Source organism: Moraxella sp. CTOTU47724 (assembly GCF_032014955.1).
Classification (GTDB): domain Bacteria; phylum Pseudomonadota; class Gammaproteobacteria; order Pseudomonadales; family Moraxellaceae; genus Faucicola; species Faucicola tetraodonis.
This window is the reverse complement of record NZ_DALZSV010000032.1, coordinates 1-15,776: the sequence shown is the minus strand read 5'-3', so window position 1 is coordinate 15,776 and position 15,776 is coordinate 1. Positions and strand designations below refer to the sequence as shown.

14 protein-coding genes are annotated in these 15,776 nt (G+C 43.5%); 10 read left to right on the top strand and 4 right to left on the bottom strand.

From position 1 onward, the window contains the following. Positions 1 to 91 precede the first annotated feature (91 nt). Positions 92 to 2,458 carry a phosphoenolpyruvate synthase gene (ppsA, locus tag RTR63_RS07670; protein WP_312523582.1) on the bottom strand — a complete coding sequence of 789 codons (2,367 nt, stop codon included), beginning with the start codon at positions 2,456 to 2,458 and terminating at the stop codon, positions 92 to 94. Between the two features lie 478 nt (positions 2,459 to 2,936). On the opposite strand from ppsA, the gene ppsR reads away from it, so the two are divergent. From ppsR to kdsB, 10 genes are all read left to right on the top strand, one after another. Then, positions 2,937 to 3,821: a posphoenolpyruvate synthetase regulatory kinase/phosphorylase PpsR gene (ppsR, locus tag RTR63_RS07665; protein ID WP_036596013.1), complete on the top strand. Its 885-nt coding sequence runs from the start codon at positions 2,937 to 2,939 to the stop codon at positions 3,819 to 3,821. Positions 3,822 to 3,930: 109 nt separating this feature from the next. Then, the gene (sthA, locus tag RTR63_RS07660; protein ID WP_312523581.1) at positions 3,931 to 5,622 is read left to right on the top strand and encodes a Si-specific NAD(P)(+) transhydrogenase; all 1,692 of its coding nucleotides are present in this window, start codon (positions 3,931 to 3,933) and stop codon (positions 5,620 to 5,622) included. Beyond that, positions 5,622 to 6,269 (top strand): 16S rRNA (guanine(527)-N(7))-methyltransferase RsmG, encoded by a 648-nt coding sequence (rsmG, locus tag RTR63_RS07655; RefSeq protein WP_312523580.1) that lies wholly within the window; start codon positions 5,622 to 5,624, stop codon positions 6,267 to 6,269. The genes sthA and rsmG overlap by 1 nt, the downstream gene beginning before the upstream one ends. Positions 6,270 to 6,373: 104 nt before the next feature. Then, the gene (locus RTR63_RS07650) at positions 6,374 to 7,174 is read left to right on the top strand and encodes a ParA family protein (RefSeq protein ID WP_159374711.1); all 801 of its coding nucleotides are present in this window, start codon (positions 6,374 to 6,376) and stop codon (positions 7,172 to 7,174) included. Positions 7,175 to 7,352: 178 nt separating this feature from the next. Beyond that, on the top strand, positions 7,353 to 8,504 hold the full coding sequence (locus tag RTR63_RS07645) for a ParB/RepB/Spo0J family partition protein (RefSeq protein WP_312523578.1): 1,152 nt from the start codon (positions 7,353 to 7,355) through the stop codon (positions 8,502 to 8,504). Positions 8,505 to 8,567: 63 nt separating this feature from the next. Then, positions 8,568 to 9,191: a MotA/TolQ/ExbB proton channel family protein gene (locus RTR63_RS07640; RefSeq protein ID WP_312385800.1), complete on the top strand. Its 624-nt coding sequence runs from the start codon at positions 8,568 to 8,570 to the stop codon at positions 9,189 to 9,191. Positions 9,192 to 9,221: 30 nt separating this feature from the next. Continuing rightward, positions 9,222 to 9,677 (top strand): ExbD/TolR family protein, encoded by a 456-nt coding sequence (locus tag RTR63_RS07635; protein WP_095355429.1) that lies wholly within the window; start codon positions 9,222 to 9,224, stop codon positions 9,675 to 9,677. 63 nt (positions 9,678 to 9,740) lie between these two features. Next, on the top strand, positions 9,741 to 11,504 hold the full coding sequence (msbA, locus tag RTR63_RS07630) for a lipid A export permease/ATP-binding protein MsbA (protein WP_096488918.1): 1,764 nt from the start codon (positions 9,741 to 9,743) through the stop codon (positions 11,502 to 11,504). Continuing rightward, complete coding sequence (gene lpxK, locus RTR63_RS07625) at positions 11,504 to 12,607, top strand: tetraacyldisaccharide 4'-kinase (protein WP_312523576.1); 1,104 nt, start codon at positions 11,504 to 11,506, stop codon at positions 12,605 to 12,607. The genes msbA and lpxK overlap by 1 nt, the downstream gene beginning before the upstream one ends. Positions 12,608 to 12,628: 21 nt before the next feature. Further along, the gene (gene kdsB, locus RTR63_RS07620; RefSeq protein WP_219331268.1) at positions 12,629 to 13,423 is read left to right on the top strand and encodes a 3-deoxy-manno-octulosonate cytidylyltransferase; all 795 of its coding nucleotides are present in this window, start codon (positions 12,629 to 12,631) and stop codon (positions 13,421 to 13,423) included. Between the two features lie 57 nt (positions 13,424 to 13,480). Here the strand turns inward: kdsB and RTR63_RS07615 are convergent, their stop codons facing one another. The 3 genes from RTR63_RS07615 to RTR63_RS07605 all read right to left on the bottom strand — a co-directional run. Further along, a complete protein-coding gene (locus RTR63_RS07615; protein WP_312523574.1) occupies positions 13,481 to 14,482 on the bottom strand; it encodes an LLM class flavin-dependent oxidoreductase in 1,002 nt (333 codons plus the stop codon). A gap of 70 nt (positions 14,483 to 14,552) precedes the next feature. Continuing rightward, positions 14,553 to 15,479: a LysR substrate-binding domain-containing protein gene (locus RTR63_RS07610; protein ID WP_219331270.1), complete on the bottom strand. Its 927-nt coding sequence runs from the start codon at positions 15,477 to 15,479 to the stop codon at positions 14,553 to 14,555. 74 nt (positions 15,480 to 15,553) lie between these two features. After that, positions 15,554 to 15,776, bottom strand: a 223-nt coding sequence (locus RTR63_RS07605; RefSeq protein WP_312523573.1) for a type II toxin-antitoxin system HicB family antitoxin, incomplete at its 5' end; no start/stop codon positions are given.

Genomic DNA, 15,776 nt, shown 5'->3' with positions numbered 1-15,776 from the left:
AAAAACCTAGCGTGTCATGTGCATGCTGGGTTTTTTAATGCCCAAAAAAAGCCCTTAGTCAAAACTAAGGGCTTTATGAATGCCAACAAGCTTATTTTTCGGTTTTTGCTAAGAAGAACCAAGTATCCAACACTGAATCGGGGTTCAGTGAAACAGAAGTAATGCCTTGTTCCATTAACCACATCGCTAGATCTGGATGATCAGAAGGACCTTGTCCGCAGATACCGATATACTTGCCTTGTGCGTTACAGGCATCGATAGCCATTTTCAGTAGTTTTTTAACCGCTGGGTCACGTTCATCAAATGATTGAGATACGATACCCGAATCACGGTCAAGACCAAGCGTTAACTGGGTTAAATCGTTTGAGCCGATTGAGAAACCATCGAAGTATTGTAAAAACTCTTCTGCCAATAAGGCATTGGTTGGCAACTCGCACATCATGATGACGCGTAAACCGTTTTCACCACGTTTAAGACCATTTTTCTCAAGCAGTTCTAGTACCTTACGCGCTTCTTCTGTCGTACGTACGAATGGAATCATGATTTCAACGTTGGTTAAGCCCATTTCATCACGAACACGTTTTAATGCGCGACATTCTAATTCAAAGCAGTCACGGAAGTTTTCTGATACGTAACGGCTGGCACCACGGAAACCAAGCATTGGGTTTTCTTCAGATGGCTCATATAGTTTACCGCCGATTAAGTTTGCATATTCATTCGATTTAAAGTCAGACATACGTACGATAACTTTCTTATCTTTGAATGCGACGGCTAGGGTTGAAATACCTTCAACTAATTTGTCAACGTAGAAATCAACCGGTGAAGCATAACCTGCCATGCGCTCTTGAATTGCCTGTACGATTTCGCGTGGTAGGGTGTTCATGTTAAGTAATGCTTTTGGATGCACGCCAATCATACGGTTGATGATGAATTCTAACCGTGCCAGACCCACCCCTTCATTAGGGATTTGGGCAAATCCAAAGGCGCGGTCAGGGTTACCCACGTTCATCATAATTTTAAATGCTAAGTCTGGCATTGACTCAATTGAGTTGTTTTGGATTTCAAAGTCCAATTGACCTTCGTAGATATAACCGGTATCACCTTCTGCACAAGATACAGTGACTGCTTGACCATCGGTCAATAGGTCAGTGGCGTTACCACAACCCACGATGGCAGGGACACCCAATTCACGCGCGATAATTGCCGCGTGACAGGTACGACCACCACGGTTAGTGATGATAGCAGCTGCACGTTTCATGACGGGTTCCCAGTCTGGGTCAGTCATATCAGACACAAGGACGTCACCTTCTTGTACTTTATCCATTTCATGGATTGAGTTAACTACGCGCACAGTACCTGCGCCGATACGTTGACCAATTGAACGACCTTCACAAATGACATCACCTTTTTCTTTAAGGATGTAACGCTCCATGACATTTTGGCTTTCACGGCTTTTTACGGTCTCTGGACGCGCTTGCACAATGAATAATTTGTTGCTATCACCATCTTTTGCCCATTCGATATCCATCGCATGACCATAATGTTTTTCGATGATTAACGCTTGTTTGGCAAGTTCAACCAACTCTTCATTGCTCAGTGAAAATTGGTTGCGTTCTGCTTTGTCCACTGGGACTATTTTGACTGATTTGCCCGCAGAGTGCTCGTCTGCATAAACCATTTTTTGTTGTTTGCTGCCGAGGTTGCGGCGAATAACCGCAGGTTTACCGGCATTTAATAAGGCTTTTGAAATATAAAATTCGTCAGGGTTCACCGCACCTTGCACGACCATTTCACCCAAGCCATGGCTTGCGGTGATAAATACCACGTCATTAAAACCACTTTCGGTATCAATGGTGAACATCACACCTGAAGTGCCTGTCTCTGAGCGTACCATGCGTTGTACGCCAGCTGATAATGCAACACCTGCATGCTCAAAACCTTTATGAACGCGGTAAGCGATGGCACGGTCATTGTATAAAGAAGCAAAGACTTCTTTAATAGCAATCAAGATATTGTCAATACCACGAATATTGAGGAAAGTTTCTTGTTGACCAGCAAATGAGGCGTCTGGTAAATCTTCAGCAGTCGCTGATGAACGAACCGCAACAGCGATGTCCTCGCCTTGGCTCATCTCGGCAAAGGCATCACGGATTTCTTGTTCCAAATCTTTGGGCAACTCTTGCTCAATAATCATGTCACGGATTTTCTTGCCCGTGGCAGTCAATGCCGCAACATCATCCACATCCAGACCTTGGAGCGCGTCTTTGATTTTGTCTTGAAGACCTGTACCGATTAAGAATTTGTTAAAAGCTTCAGACGTTGTTGCAAAACCACCTGGTACGCTTACCCCTAAATCTGTTAGGTGACTAATCATTTCACCTAATGAAGCGTTTTTACCGCCTACTTTGTCAATGTCGTTTTTGCCTAACTTGTCGAGTGAGATAACTTGTGCGTTCAAGGTGATAACTCCGTGAAATAAAGATTATTTTGAAAAGATTATAACGGTATTTCGTAGAAAATTCATCTTAAAAAATGATTTTCTAGCAAAAAATTTATAATTTTAAAAAAACTGTCAGCGATCAACAATTCAACTAAAATTTTGCTTGGATATCTTTGAGTTTAAGGGGATAAAAAACGTAGATAAGCCTTCAATGACAATAACTGATGGCTAATTTAAGGCAAATTAAGCATCGATTTGTTAGATTAAAGCCTACAAGTCACGTATAATAACAAACTCTCGACCTGTAAGACAAACGCCTGTAAGACAAATGATAGTGTATGCACTGATTACGACATTAATAGATATCGTTGACTGCAAAAGATGTAGTTAATGAATGAGGTTAACCCTCAGTATCATTTTAAACCCGTGTCAGTTTAAACCAGTATCAGTTTAAATTAGTATGGACGTATCTTGTCATTTTTTTGGATAATTTTTCATGACCATTGAGCAAATCAAAGCCACGATTCAAAATAAAGATGCCTTAAATTTTGCAAATTCGCAGTCGTTGCGAAGTGTGTTTTTTATCTCTGATGGTACCGCGATTACGTCTGAAACCCTAGGTCGCTCTATTTTAAGCCAATTTCCCACGGTACCATTTGAGACCCGGGTTATTCCTTATGTTGACACCCTTGATCGCGCCGATGAAGCGGTCAATCAAATCAATCTTGCCCACCAGCGTGATGGGGTAAAGCCGCTAGTCTTTGATACCATCGTTGATCCTGTGATTCGTGAACGAATCAATGGTGCAGATGCCTTTAACTTGGATATTTATGAAGGCTTGATCAGTAAAATTGCCGATGAAATCAAAGTACAACCTGCACCGCATACCGGTCATGCGCATGGGGATGTCGATTCTGAAAACTATAAATCGCGTATCGATGCGGTGCATTTTGCTTTAGACAATGATGATGGCGCGCGTACCACCCATTATGATGCGGCAGATATTATTTTGGTTGGCGTGTCACGTTCGGGCAAAACGCCCACCTCTTTATACCTAGCGTTGCAATTTGGTATTCGTGCGGCGAATTATCCATTGACTGAAGATGATTTATATGAAAATTCGTTGCCCAAAGCGTTGAAGCCCTACCGTGACAAACTGTTTGGTTTGGTGATTGACACCGATCGACTGGTGAAAATTCGTAACGAGCGCCGTGCAGGTAGCCGCTATGCAAGTTATCAGCAATGTCAGCAGGAATTGCGCGCCATTCAAGGTATTTATATTTCTCAAGGGATTCCAAATATTGATGTATCAACGATGTCGATTGAAGAAATCGCGACGCGTATTTTACAGATGACGGGGTTAAAACGCCGAATTGGTTAATGTAATCTCTTAACATACGGTTGATTTGTCGTATTTTATATTTAATTTAAAAATTTTTTATTCATTATCTTTTTTATTCATTATCAAGGCTTAAAATATGGGAGCTAATATGCCAAAAAAACGGATTAATGACAAAGTTACTCAAATTCCCCCTACAAACACTGACAATGAAAACATCTGTGATTCCAATACACAGTCAATTATTGAGCACCAAGAAAATATTACCGAAATTTTGGCAAAACCAACCAAAACTGAAATTTCGGACTCTGATAAAAAAGCCAATACCGTCAGTATCAGTGAGGACGATGAGGTCAAACATTTTGATGATGCATCGGTGCATTTTGATTTAATTAGCCCGCTAGATAACACCCGTATCAATTTAAAGCGTTATAAGCGTCAAGATGCCGTTAGCCATGCCTATGATTATGATGCTATTGTGATTGGCGCAGGACCCGCGGGTGAGGCAGCAGCGATGAAAATCGCCAAATCTGGGCAAAAAGTTGCCGTGATTGATCCACGCAAACAAGTGGGCGGTAACTGTACGCACGTAGGCACGATTCCAAGTAAAGCCTTACGTCAGTCGGTATTTAATATTATCGGTAATCGCCGCGATCCTATCTTAAACCAAGGCATTGACTATCATCAAATCCCACTCAATAAAGTATTAACCAAAGCGCGCGAAGTGGTGCGTAATCAGGTAGAAACCCATACCCGTTTTTATGAGCGCAATCAAATTGACTTAATCAATGGCTGGGCAAGTTTTAAAGATATCCATACCATTCATGTTGATATGAGTGATGGTACCGAGCAAGACATTACCTTTGAACAAGCCATTATTACCGTGGGTAGCCGTCCTTATCGCCCAGATTTGTTAGATTTTAGCCATCCTCGTGTGTTTGATTCTGATAAAATCCTACAAATGGATTATGTGGTACAGCGCATTATTATTTATGGTGCGGGCGTGATTGGCTGTGAGTACGCGTCTATTTTTACCGGTCTTGGCTATAAAGTAGATTTGATTAATACCCAAGAGCAGTTGCTTAGCTATCTGGATGATGAGATTTCTGACGCGTTGTCGCATGACTTTAGACAATTTGGCGTATTGATTCGCAACAAAGAAGAAATCGAACGGCTAGAAACTTATGATGACTGCGTGATTTTATATCTAAAAAGTGGTAAACGCATCAAATCAGATGCTATTTTATGGTCAAACGGTCGCTCAGGTAATACCGACAGTCTTAACCTTGCCGCCATCGGACTCACCGCAAATAGCCGGGGTCAACTCAAAGTCAATGAGCACTACCAAACCGATATCCCAAATATTTATGCAGCAGGGGATGTGATTGGCTGGCCATCGCTGGCATCGGCAGCTTATGACCAAGGACGCTGCGCCGCTGCTTATATGGTGGGCGATGAAAATGCACAACCTGTTCGCAGTGTGCCAACGGGTATTTATACCATTCCTGAAATTTCAAGCATTGGTAAAAACGAACAAGAATTAACCGCCGAAAAAGTGCCGTATGAAGTCGGTCAAGCCTTCTTCAAACACCTTGCCCGCGCACAAATCATCGGTGAGCGTAGTGGGGTGTTAAAAATACTATTCCACCGTGAAACCTTAGAGATTTTAGGCATCCATTGTTATGGCAATCACGCCTCTGAGATTATTCATATCGGACAAGCAGTGATGGAAAGTAAGGGCAGCAATACGCTAGAATACTTTGTGAATACCACCTTTAACTACCCAACGATGGCTGAAGCCTATCGCGTTGCTGCACTCAATGGTCTTAATCGGGTGTTTTAATGGCGCAGATTAATGTAAAGCTACAACCCCAGTACGTAAAATTACAACCGCAGTTACAACAAGCACTCTCTGAGTTAAAGTTGCAGTTATCGGATGAGCAGCAATTACAGCTCCTGTACTATCTACAGCAGCTGTTGTTTTGGAATAAAGCGTATAATTTGACCGCTATCAAAGATGACCAACAAGCATTAATCAAACATATCTTTGATAGTTTGTCGATTGTGCCATTTTTGCCAGCCGGTGATTTGCTAGATATTGGGACGGGTGCGGGTTTGCCAGCGGTGATAGTTGCCATTTGTCAGCCACAACGTGCGGTGACAGCACTCGATAGCAACCAAAAGAAAATTCGCTTTATCAAACAAGTCGCCAGTGAATTGGGGTTAAAAAATCTAACACCGGTTGCCAGTCGTATCGAAGCACATGAAGGCACTTATCAAGTGATTACCTCAAGGGCGTTTGCGTCGCTGGTGGATTTTGTCACCCATAGTCAAAGCAAATTGGCAGACAATGGTATCATTTGTGCAATGAAGGGGGTTGAACCTGTTGACGAGATTCAAGCCCTTCAAAATGACTGGCAAATTAACACCCAAGTGTTAACCGTGCCAGAGCTCTATGAATCACGCCATTTGATTTATTTGCAAAGATAAACATCCTATCATTTCAGCCAGTTTTACCGGTATTAGGGTTTGAAAAACTGGCTGTTTTTGACTACAATTTTCAACCTTTTTATCAACACATTGCGAGACAGTTCATGGATATTTTAGCCATTGCTAATCAAAAAGGTGGGGTGGGCAAAACCACCACCGCGGTTAATTTGGCAAGTGCACTGGCACATCGCCGCAAAAAAGTTTTACTGATTGATTTGGATGCCCAAGGCAATGCGACCACGGCATCAGGGCTGGATAAACGCGAGTTAGAGTACAGTATTGCTGATGTGCTATTAGATGATTTACCAATCCATGAGGCGATTGTCAAAACCCCGAATGGGTTTGATATTGTCGGTGCCAACAATGAATTGTCAGGCAGTGATTTGCATTTAAGTCAAAAGCCTGAGAATCATGCAATTTTGTCAAAAGCCATGCAGCAGCTGGCTGATATGCCTACCAAAAACGGTCGCGCGACGAAGCCGTATGATTTTATCGTGATTGACTGCGCGCCGAGTTTAAGTTTACTTACTATCAATGCAATGTGTGCCACATCAGGGGTGATTATCCCAATGCAATGTGAATATTTTGCATTGGAAGGATTGGCGGATTTATCGCAAACCATTGAGCGTTTGAAGTCGCTAAACCCAAAACTGCATATCCGCGGTGTGTTAAGAACCATGTTTGACCCGCGCAATACCTTGGCAAATGATGTCTCTATGGAATTGATTGAGCATTTTGGTCCGATTTTATTTAATACCATCATTCCCCGTAATATTCGTTTGGCAGAAGCACCCGCGCACGGTATCCCTGCGCTTGATTATGAGATGAATTCAAAAGGCTCACAAGCGTATATTCGCCTTGCCAATGAAATTATCAAGCAAAGTCGCCAATTCCAACTTGCCTAACTTAAGCTGTTTAGGCACTTTTTCTGTTAACTTGTTGGCGAGTGCGCACTGGCAAAAGCAATGAAAATATTTTTCAAGCAATAGCGAATCTGCTAAAATAGCCAGTTCAAAAATGGCGGCAGTGGTTTAATTTTTTATCAGTCATTTTTAACTATTTAATGGCATTGGGAATTTCGACATGGTTAAAAAGCGTGGATTGGCATCAAATCGAGGACTTGATGCGTTACTCGGCTCAATCAAAACAGAAAAATTGATTACCAGTAATCTAATCGATGCGAGTGTTCGAGCCTCTGTCGATGACGCTAAAAGCGCTGAAAAACTAAATACCAAGTCAACCGATGATGGGCAAAATGTCTCAGATGATGAATCATCCGAAGCTAACGACACTATAGCCGTAGCCAAAAAATCGCCCACAGCGGCGATAACCCCCAAACCACTCACCCCAAAACCCGCCAAAACACTAAAGTCCAGTAGCCATAACGCACCCATAAATAACGATGCCAATGATAATAGTAATGTGGCTGGGTTAAATTTGATGCATATCAATGTCGCTTATTTGCAGCGTGGCAAGTATCAGCCGCGCATTGATTTGGACGAAGATGCCTTGCAAGAGTTGGCAACGTCTATCAAGCAGCATGGTGTGATGCAGCCTATTGTGATTCGACCTTTAGCCAAAGTATTGCCCAATTCCCCGATTACCCATGAAATTATCGCGGGTGAACGTCGCTGGCGTGCGGCGCAAATTGCGGGTCTAACCCATATACCCGCCATCATGCGCCCCATGTCAGACGACTTGGCAATCGCTTTGGCATTGATTGAAAACATCCAACGGGAAGATTTGAGCGTCATGGAACAGGCTGCCGCATTGCAGCGTTTTCATGATGAGTTCGGCATGAGTCATTCGCAAATTGCGGATGTTGTGGGTAAGGCGAGAACAACGGTTTCTAATTTGTTGCGTTTGAACCAATTACATGACGATGTCAAACAAGCGCTAAACGAGGGGCAGATGGATATGGGGCATGCCAGGGCATTATTGGCGCTGTCACCCAAACAGCAGCCTGTTATTGCCAAAAAAATTATACAGGGTCAATTGACCGTTCGTCAGACTGAAGCGTTAGTCAAAGACATTTTAAATCCAAAAGCGCCGACACAAAGCCAAGAAATTGATTATGATAGGCTACGCCTGAACCAACACCTCTCTGAACAACTCGGCGCCGTGGTAAAAATCAAAGGATCCTCAAAAGGCAAGGGGAGTATTGAGATCTTTTTTCACAACGAAGAAGAATTACAAGCTTTGATTGCCCAGTTCCAGTCGCAACTTGAGCATTAATCTTGCGCATTAGATTAGTTTTATCAATTTATTAGTCATTGACAGGCAAAGGCAGTATAACGGATGTGGGAATTAGTTAAAGCAGGCGGTTGGTTGATGTGGCCCATTGTCCTATGTTCGATTTTGATGTTAATTATCATCATTGAGCGCGCGATAAAACTTAAAGCCAGCACAGTGACACCCGCCCATCTGCGTGAACAATTGATGCAGCGGCTGATTGAGCAGAGCGATATTGATCGTGAATCGCTTGAGAATGTCAAACTCAATTCGCCTTTGGGTGATATCCTCGCTTCTGGACTCATGAATCGCCAGCATGGGATTGATTCAATGACCATGCATATGGAAAACCGCGCCAGTATCGCCATCCACCAATTAGAAAAACATATTAATATGTTGGGTACCATCGGTGCTATCGCGCCATTGTTGGGTCTTTTAGGTACCGTACTGGGGATTATTTCATCCTTCTTAGCCATTACCGAAGGCGCAATGCAAGATCCGACCATGCTGGCAGCTGGCGTATCACAAGCGCTGATTACCACAGCAGGGGGTATGCTGGTTGCGATACCTGCAGTGATGGCTTACCGTATTTTTCAGCGCCGTATCATTGATATCAATGCCGCGTTTGAACAAGAAGCGGGTTTGATGATGCAAGAATTACTGGACTATGGTCTAATCACGCCTCGTTAATGGCATATAGCTGCGTAAAAGAGTCAACCCATGCGATTTCGTAAACCCACGGTCGAACCATTGGAAATCAATCTTACCCCGATGATTGATTGCTTGCTGTTTTTGATTGTTTTTTTGCTGCTGTCGACCACCTTTAACCATTTTAGTAAACTCAATATCATTTTGCCGCAAGCAGAGGGCGTACCGATTACTGATAAAAGCAAACGCATTGAAATCGCGGTGCAAAAAGATGGTAGTTATCTGGTCAATGGCATTGCTTTATCTGGTAATGGCGAAGCTGAATTGACAGCGATGATCCGTCAAGAAGCGGGTGAAGACCGAAAGCAGCTATTTGTTATCTCTGCTGATGCCGATACCAGTCACCAGTCGGTGGTTAAAGTGATGGATATAGCGGGTAAAATGGGCTTTATGAATTTAAATATCAGTACTGTGATACCTGCCACTTCGCTCGATAGTAATATAGCCCCAGCGCCCGATGCCAAATAATTTTTATTGTTCAATTTACTGATACAATAGCTGTTAAGTCGTTCTTTTATATATTGAGATGCCATGACCGTTTCAAACCCTTTCAATGCTCACCCACGTTGGCAGACCTATCGAAGATTGCTAGGTTATCTCAAGCCGTATTGGTGGGCGATGACGCTGGTCGTCATTGGCTTTACCTTAAATGCAGGCACCGAAGTGGGCATTGCCAAGCTGGTTAAATTCATTATTGATGCGATTAATGAACGTGATCAAGCCCATATCAATCTTTTTCCAGCCTTAATTGTGTTGTTGTTTGTACTGCGAGGACTTAGCTCATTTTTGGGTAATTACTTTAGCGCAGTGATTTCACGCAATGTCGTCTATCAGCTGCGTATGCAAGTGTTTTCAAAATTGCTCAGATTACCTAGCCAATTTTATCTTAACCACAATGCCGGTCAGATTTCTGCAAAATTAATTTTTGATGTCGAACAGGTGACTGCGGCGGGTACCGATACGCTCAAAACCTTGTTACGCGATGGTTTGACCGTGATTGGGTTGTTGGCGTTTTTGCTTTACAGTAATTGGAAATTAAGCCTGTCGTTGTTTGTGGTATTGCCGCCGATTTTATTGTTAGTCGGTAAAGCCAGTAAACGCTTTCGTAACCTGTCGCGCGGTATTCAAAAGTCCATGGGCGAGGTCAGTCATATTACCAATGAAGTCATCACAGGCTACCAAGTGGTCAAAAATTATGGTGGTCAGCAAAATGAATTGACAAGGTTTAATAACGCCTCTTTAACCAATCTTAAACAAGGGCTAAAGGTGGTGGTGACCAATAGCATCAATACCCCATTAATTCAATTATTGATGGCGTGCGCGATGGGGGTGGTGGTATGGATTGCGTTAAGACCCAATGTATTAGGTGACACCACCGCAGGTGAGTTTATCGCTTATATCAGTGCCGCAGGGCTATTGAGCAAACCCGTGCGCTCGTTGACCGATATCAACCAAGGCTTGCAAAAAGGTTTGGCGGCGGCGGATTCTATATTTGAAATGCTCGATGAAGCCGAAGAAAAAGACACAGGCAAGGTTGAAAAAACCCTGAGTGGTAAAATAGTACTTAACAACCTAAGCGTCACTTTTGAGGATGGCAAACAAGCGCTCAACAACGTAAATTTGGTGGTCAATCCCGGTGAAACGGTGGCGTTAATCGGTCGAAGTGGCGCAGGTAAAACTACCCTAGTCAACTGTTTGATGCGCGCGCTAGAGCCTACAGCGGGCAATATTTATCTTGACGATGTCGCTATCGAAGATTTGACATTACATTCACTGCGTAGTCAGATTGCCAGTGTCAACCAACAAGTGGTGCTGTTTGATACCTCTATCCACAACAATATCGCCTATGGCGAATTATCTAACCGAACTTCGGAGCAAGTGATTGATGCCGCAAAATCAGCCTTTGCGCACGATTTTATCATGCAATTGCCGCAGGGTTACCAATCAAAGATTGGCTCACAAGGTTTGCAGTTATCTGGCGGACAACGCCAACGCTTATCTATTGCACGTGCTTTGCTAAAGGATGCGCCTATCTTGATTTTGGATGAAGCCACGAGCGCGCTAGATAACGAATCAGAATTTTATATCCAAAAAGCGCTGGAGCGCGTAATGCATGGGAGAACCACCATCGTTATCGCGCACCGATTAACGACAATCCAAAATGCCGATAAAATCGTGGTGATGGATAAAGGTGAAATTATTGAAGTCGGTACCCACGACAGTTTGCTAGCCGCGCAAGGTACGTATGCCAAGTTGTATGAGCGTCATTTTGAAGAGGACATATTGTCAAGCTAATGCAACAAACTCTACTACAGGCGTGGCGCAACAAATCCCTCTGGCTATGGTTGTTATTGCCGGTGTCTTGGTTGTATGGATTGGTTTTTTGGCTCAATAAAACTATTTATCGATTAGGGCTAAAACCCGTTTATTATCCCAACGTGCCCGTCATTGTAGTGGGCAATATTACGGTTGGCGGTAGCGGTAAGACACCGCTAATCATTGCGGTGGTAACCTACCTGCAGCAAAAAGGACTGACGGTCGGCGTCATCAGTCGTGGCTATGGCGGACAACCCAAGCTCATGCCCTGTATCGTGACAGCAAATTCAAAGCCCAGTGACGTTGGCGATGAGCCGTGCCTGATTGTGCAGCATACAGGTGTGCCAATGGCAGTCTGTCCAAACCGTGCTCAAGCAATTGAGTTATTGCTTGAGCAATTCCCCGATATTCAACTTATTTTGGCGGATGATGGACTGCAACATTTTGCCTTAGATAGGGATGAAAACTGGATTGTCGTCGATGCCGATCGCGGCTTTGGTAACTGCCAACTATTGCCCACAGGCTTTCTGCGCGAACCGATTAAACGGCTGTATCAGCCCAATACCACCGTCATATTTCACCAAAGTGATTGGCAGGATACGCAGACTTTAACCCATTTTTCAAATAGCCTAAGCAAAAATAGACATAGCCTATCACCCGATGTTCGTATGCGTTTGCTACAAAAACCGCTAGTACCTTTATTTAAAACGCCTTTATTTAAAACCTATTCGCAAGATAGTTTACCTGCCCAACAAGTGATTGCCATGACAGGGATTGGATTGCCGCAGCGTTTTTTTAATAGCCTAAGCCAAATAGGGTTTGACATCATACCGATGCCATTGAATGACCATCACACTTATAGTTTTCAAGATTTTGCCAACTTGCCAAAGTTACCGATTATCGTCACCGATAAGGATGCGGTCAAATTGCGTGTTATGTTCGCCCAAGGTCATGAGAAAAATGATATTGTAACAAACATCTGGGTGTTACCGGTAGAAGCTGAATTATCACCTGCCTTTTATGCGTTAATCGACCGACAAATCGGTGAATTGGTTGCCCTAGCTGACAATACTGACAATTAAAAAACTTGTAGGAAATACAATATGTTAAAACATTTGGTCATACCGGCCCGTCTAAAAAGTACCCGACTACCCAACAAACCGCTGTTAGAAATTCATGGCAAACCGATGATTCTATGGGTGATTGATCGTGCCAATGCGGTGAAATCGGCGGGAATTGCCGATGATATTTTTGTGGCAACCGATGACGATAACATCGCTAAACTGTGTCAAGACTATGGGGCAGCTGTCATCATGACTGACCCCAATCATGCGTCTGGCACTGATAGGCTTGCTGAAGTAGCTAGGCTTCAGCAGTGGTCAACTGAAGATATCGTGATTAATATGCAAGGCGACGAACCACTCGTGCCTGCAGGACTTATCAAACAAGTGACTGAGCTCCTGCTACAAAAAAAAGATTGCGTGATGGCGACTTTGGCTGAACCCATCCAAAGCGTTGAAGAGTTTTTACGGCCATCGGTAGTCAAAGTCGTCAAAAATGCCCATAAGGAAGCCTTGTATTTTAGCCGAGCGCCGATTCCTTGCGATCGCCATACAGCATTGTTGACCGAACAGCCAATAAGTGGGGAAAATAGCGCGCCAAAAAACGCTTATCGACACCTAGGCATCTATGCTTATCGGGTCAGTTTGCTACAACAATTTAGTGTCTGGCAGCAAGGCGAGCTAGAGCAGTTTGAATCATTGGAACAATTGCGTATTTTGGAGCAAGGCATGCGTATCGCCATTGATATTGCTTCAGAATTGTTGCCGCCCGGTGTAGACACGCAAGAGGATTTGGATCGGCTCAATAAGATGTCATTATCAGAATTATTGAAATAATAAAAAAGCCCAAGATTAACTTGGGCTTTTTTGTGGTTTTTGCTTTTGTGATGTTGATTAGCTGTTTAAGCTAAATGAATCAAGCGCTTTCACCAAAGATAAGGAGTTGAGGCGGGCTTGTTGGTCATAAATATTACAAGTGACAATCAATTCATCAGGGCGGATAGTCTCAAGAAAATGGTCAAGTTTTGGTTTGACACTGTCAGGTGTACCGACAAACGAAATTGCCAACGATGATTCAACCATGTACTTCTCTGCAGATGTCCAAAAAGCATCAATATTCTCAATCGGTTTTGGCATTTGTGAGGGTTTACCGCGGCGCAAATTAACAAAACTTTGCTGCGCTGAGGTGAATTGGTAAGCGGCTTCCTCATCGGTATTGGCCAATAGCAAGTTACTTGCCACCATCACATAAGGTTGTTGCAAATGGCTAGAGGGCTTGAAATTCTCACGGTACAATGTCACCGCTTGCGATAACATCTGCGGCGCAAAATGAGACGCAAACACATAAGGCAAGCCTAATGCAGCAGCAAGACTGGCACCAAATAAGGACGACCCTAAAATCCACACAGGAACATTTAAGCCATTAGCAGGCATGGCAGTCACTGTCTGACCATCGAGCGGGTCAAAATAATGCATCAGCTCTTGCACATCTTGCGGGAAGTTTTCGGCATCATTCATGGTGCGGCGCAAGGCACGGAAGGTTGCCCCATCCGTACCAGGGGCACGGCCGACGCCAAGATCGATACGTTCGCCATACAAAGTGGCTAACGTACCAAACTGTTCTGCAACCACTAACGGCGCATGGTTAGGCAGCATGATACCGCCCGAGCCAATTCGTATTGTTGAGGTGTGAGCGCCAATGTGAGCTAGCAACACACTGGTTGCGGTACTGGCAATGCCGCGCATGTTGTGGTGCTCAGCCAGCCAATAGCGGTTAAAACCTACTTGTTCGGCAGTTTGGGCAACAGTCACCGCTTGCTTAAGCGCGTTTTTAGCGTCACTGCCTTCAGGTACAGGAACAAGGTCTAAAAATGAAATAGGGATTTGTTTAGTCATTTTTGTCATCATTGTAGTCATCATAAAAAGAATAGTAGTCCCTTTATAATGGCGAATCCAAAAAAATCAATCACCCAAATTGTTGCTGACAAATATCAATGAAAGCTTTGCCAAAATTACGGATATCGCCATCGACACGGGTGGCTATCCACGTCACATGTTTTCCAAAAATCTTCGTTGGAATTTTGACAAGATTGCGATAATTCTGACCTTCAAATGCCATTTCAGCAATCGTGCCCACGCCCATACCAATACCGACATAGGTACTAATCACATCGGCATCCAAAGCAGTAAGTACAATATTAGGCGTCAGCTGTGCCGCGCTAAAGGCTCTATCAATCGCACCACGGCCCGTAAAACCGCCGTGATAAGTGATAATCGGATATTTCGCTAAGGTTTGGATATCAATCTCAGTGCGACTCTCAAGCTCATGTCCCACTGGCACAATAACATGATGATACCAATCATAATAGCGAATACAGTGTAGATTATCGTGCGCAAGCAGCGATTCAGTTGCGATGCCAATGTCAGCTTGACCTTGTGCCACCATATTGGCAATCGACTCGGGGTCAGCTTGATGTAAAATCAGATGGACATTGGGAAATTGTTGTTTAAAGCGCTGTACCACCCAAGGCAACACATAACGTGCTTGGGTATGGGTCGTGGCAATTGACAACTCACCCTGATGGGGATTTTGAAAATCTAAAGTTAAATTTTCAATCGACCTTACTTCCACAAAGATTTTCTCAATATGCGGCAGTAGCAGCTCCCCGATAGGAGAGAGACCCACCAATCGCTTACCCTGCCGCACAAAAACTTCTGCTCGAAGCTGACTTTCGAGCGCGGCAATATGCTTACTAAGACTGGATTGACTGGTGTGTAATACTTTGGCAGCTTGGCTTAGATTGTAATTATTAATCACAGTCTGCCAAACGGTTTCAAGTTGTTTGAGTTGGATTTGTAAATAACGTTGATTGATGACAACATTGATTGCCATAAAATGACCTTAATAAAAAAACGAAATAAAAATGCTCGCTTTATGAGCTTGGTTGAACTTAAATATTAACAAAATTAGCCATTAGACTGATTTTTTACATAGCTTTTTAATGCCATTAACACGATTTTATCAAGTGACTCGTCAGCAAATTGCTCAGTGGCTTGAGAAATAAGCTGGCTGGGTAACTGTAAAGTGACTTCGACGGTTTTTCCCATAATTCGTGATAACTCAACACTCACGATGGCCCAAGTATAGCCTGCGTATTTAGGTTTTATCAAATGCTCGGTGACAGACGAG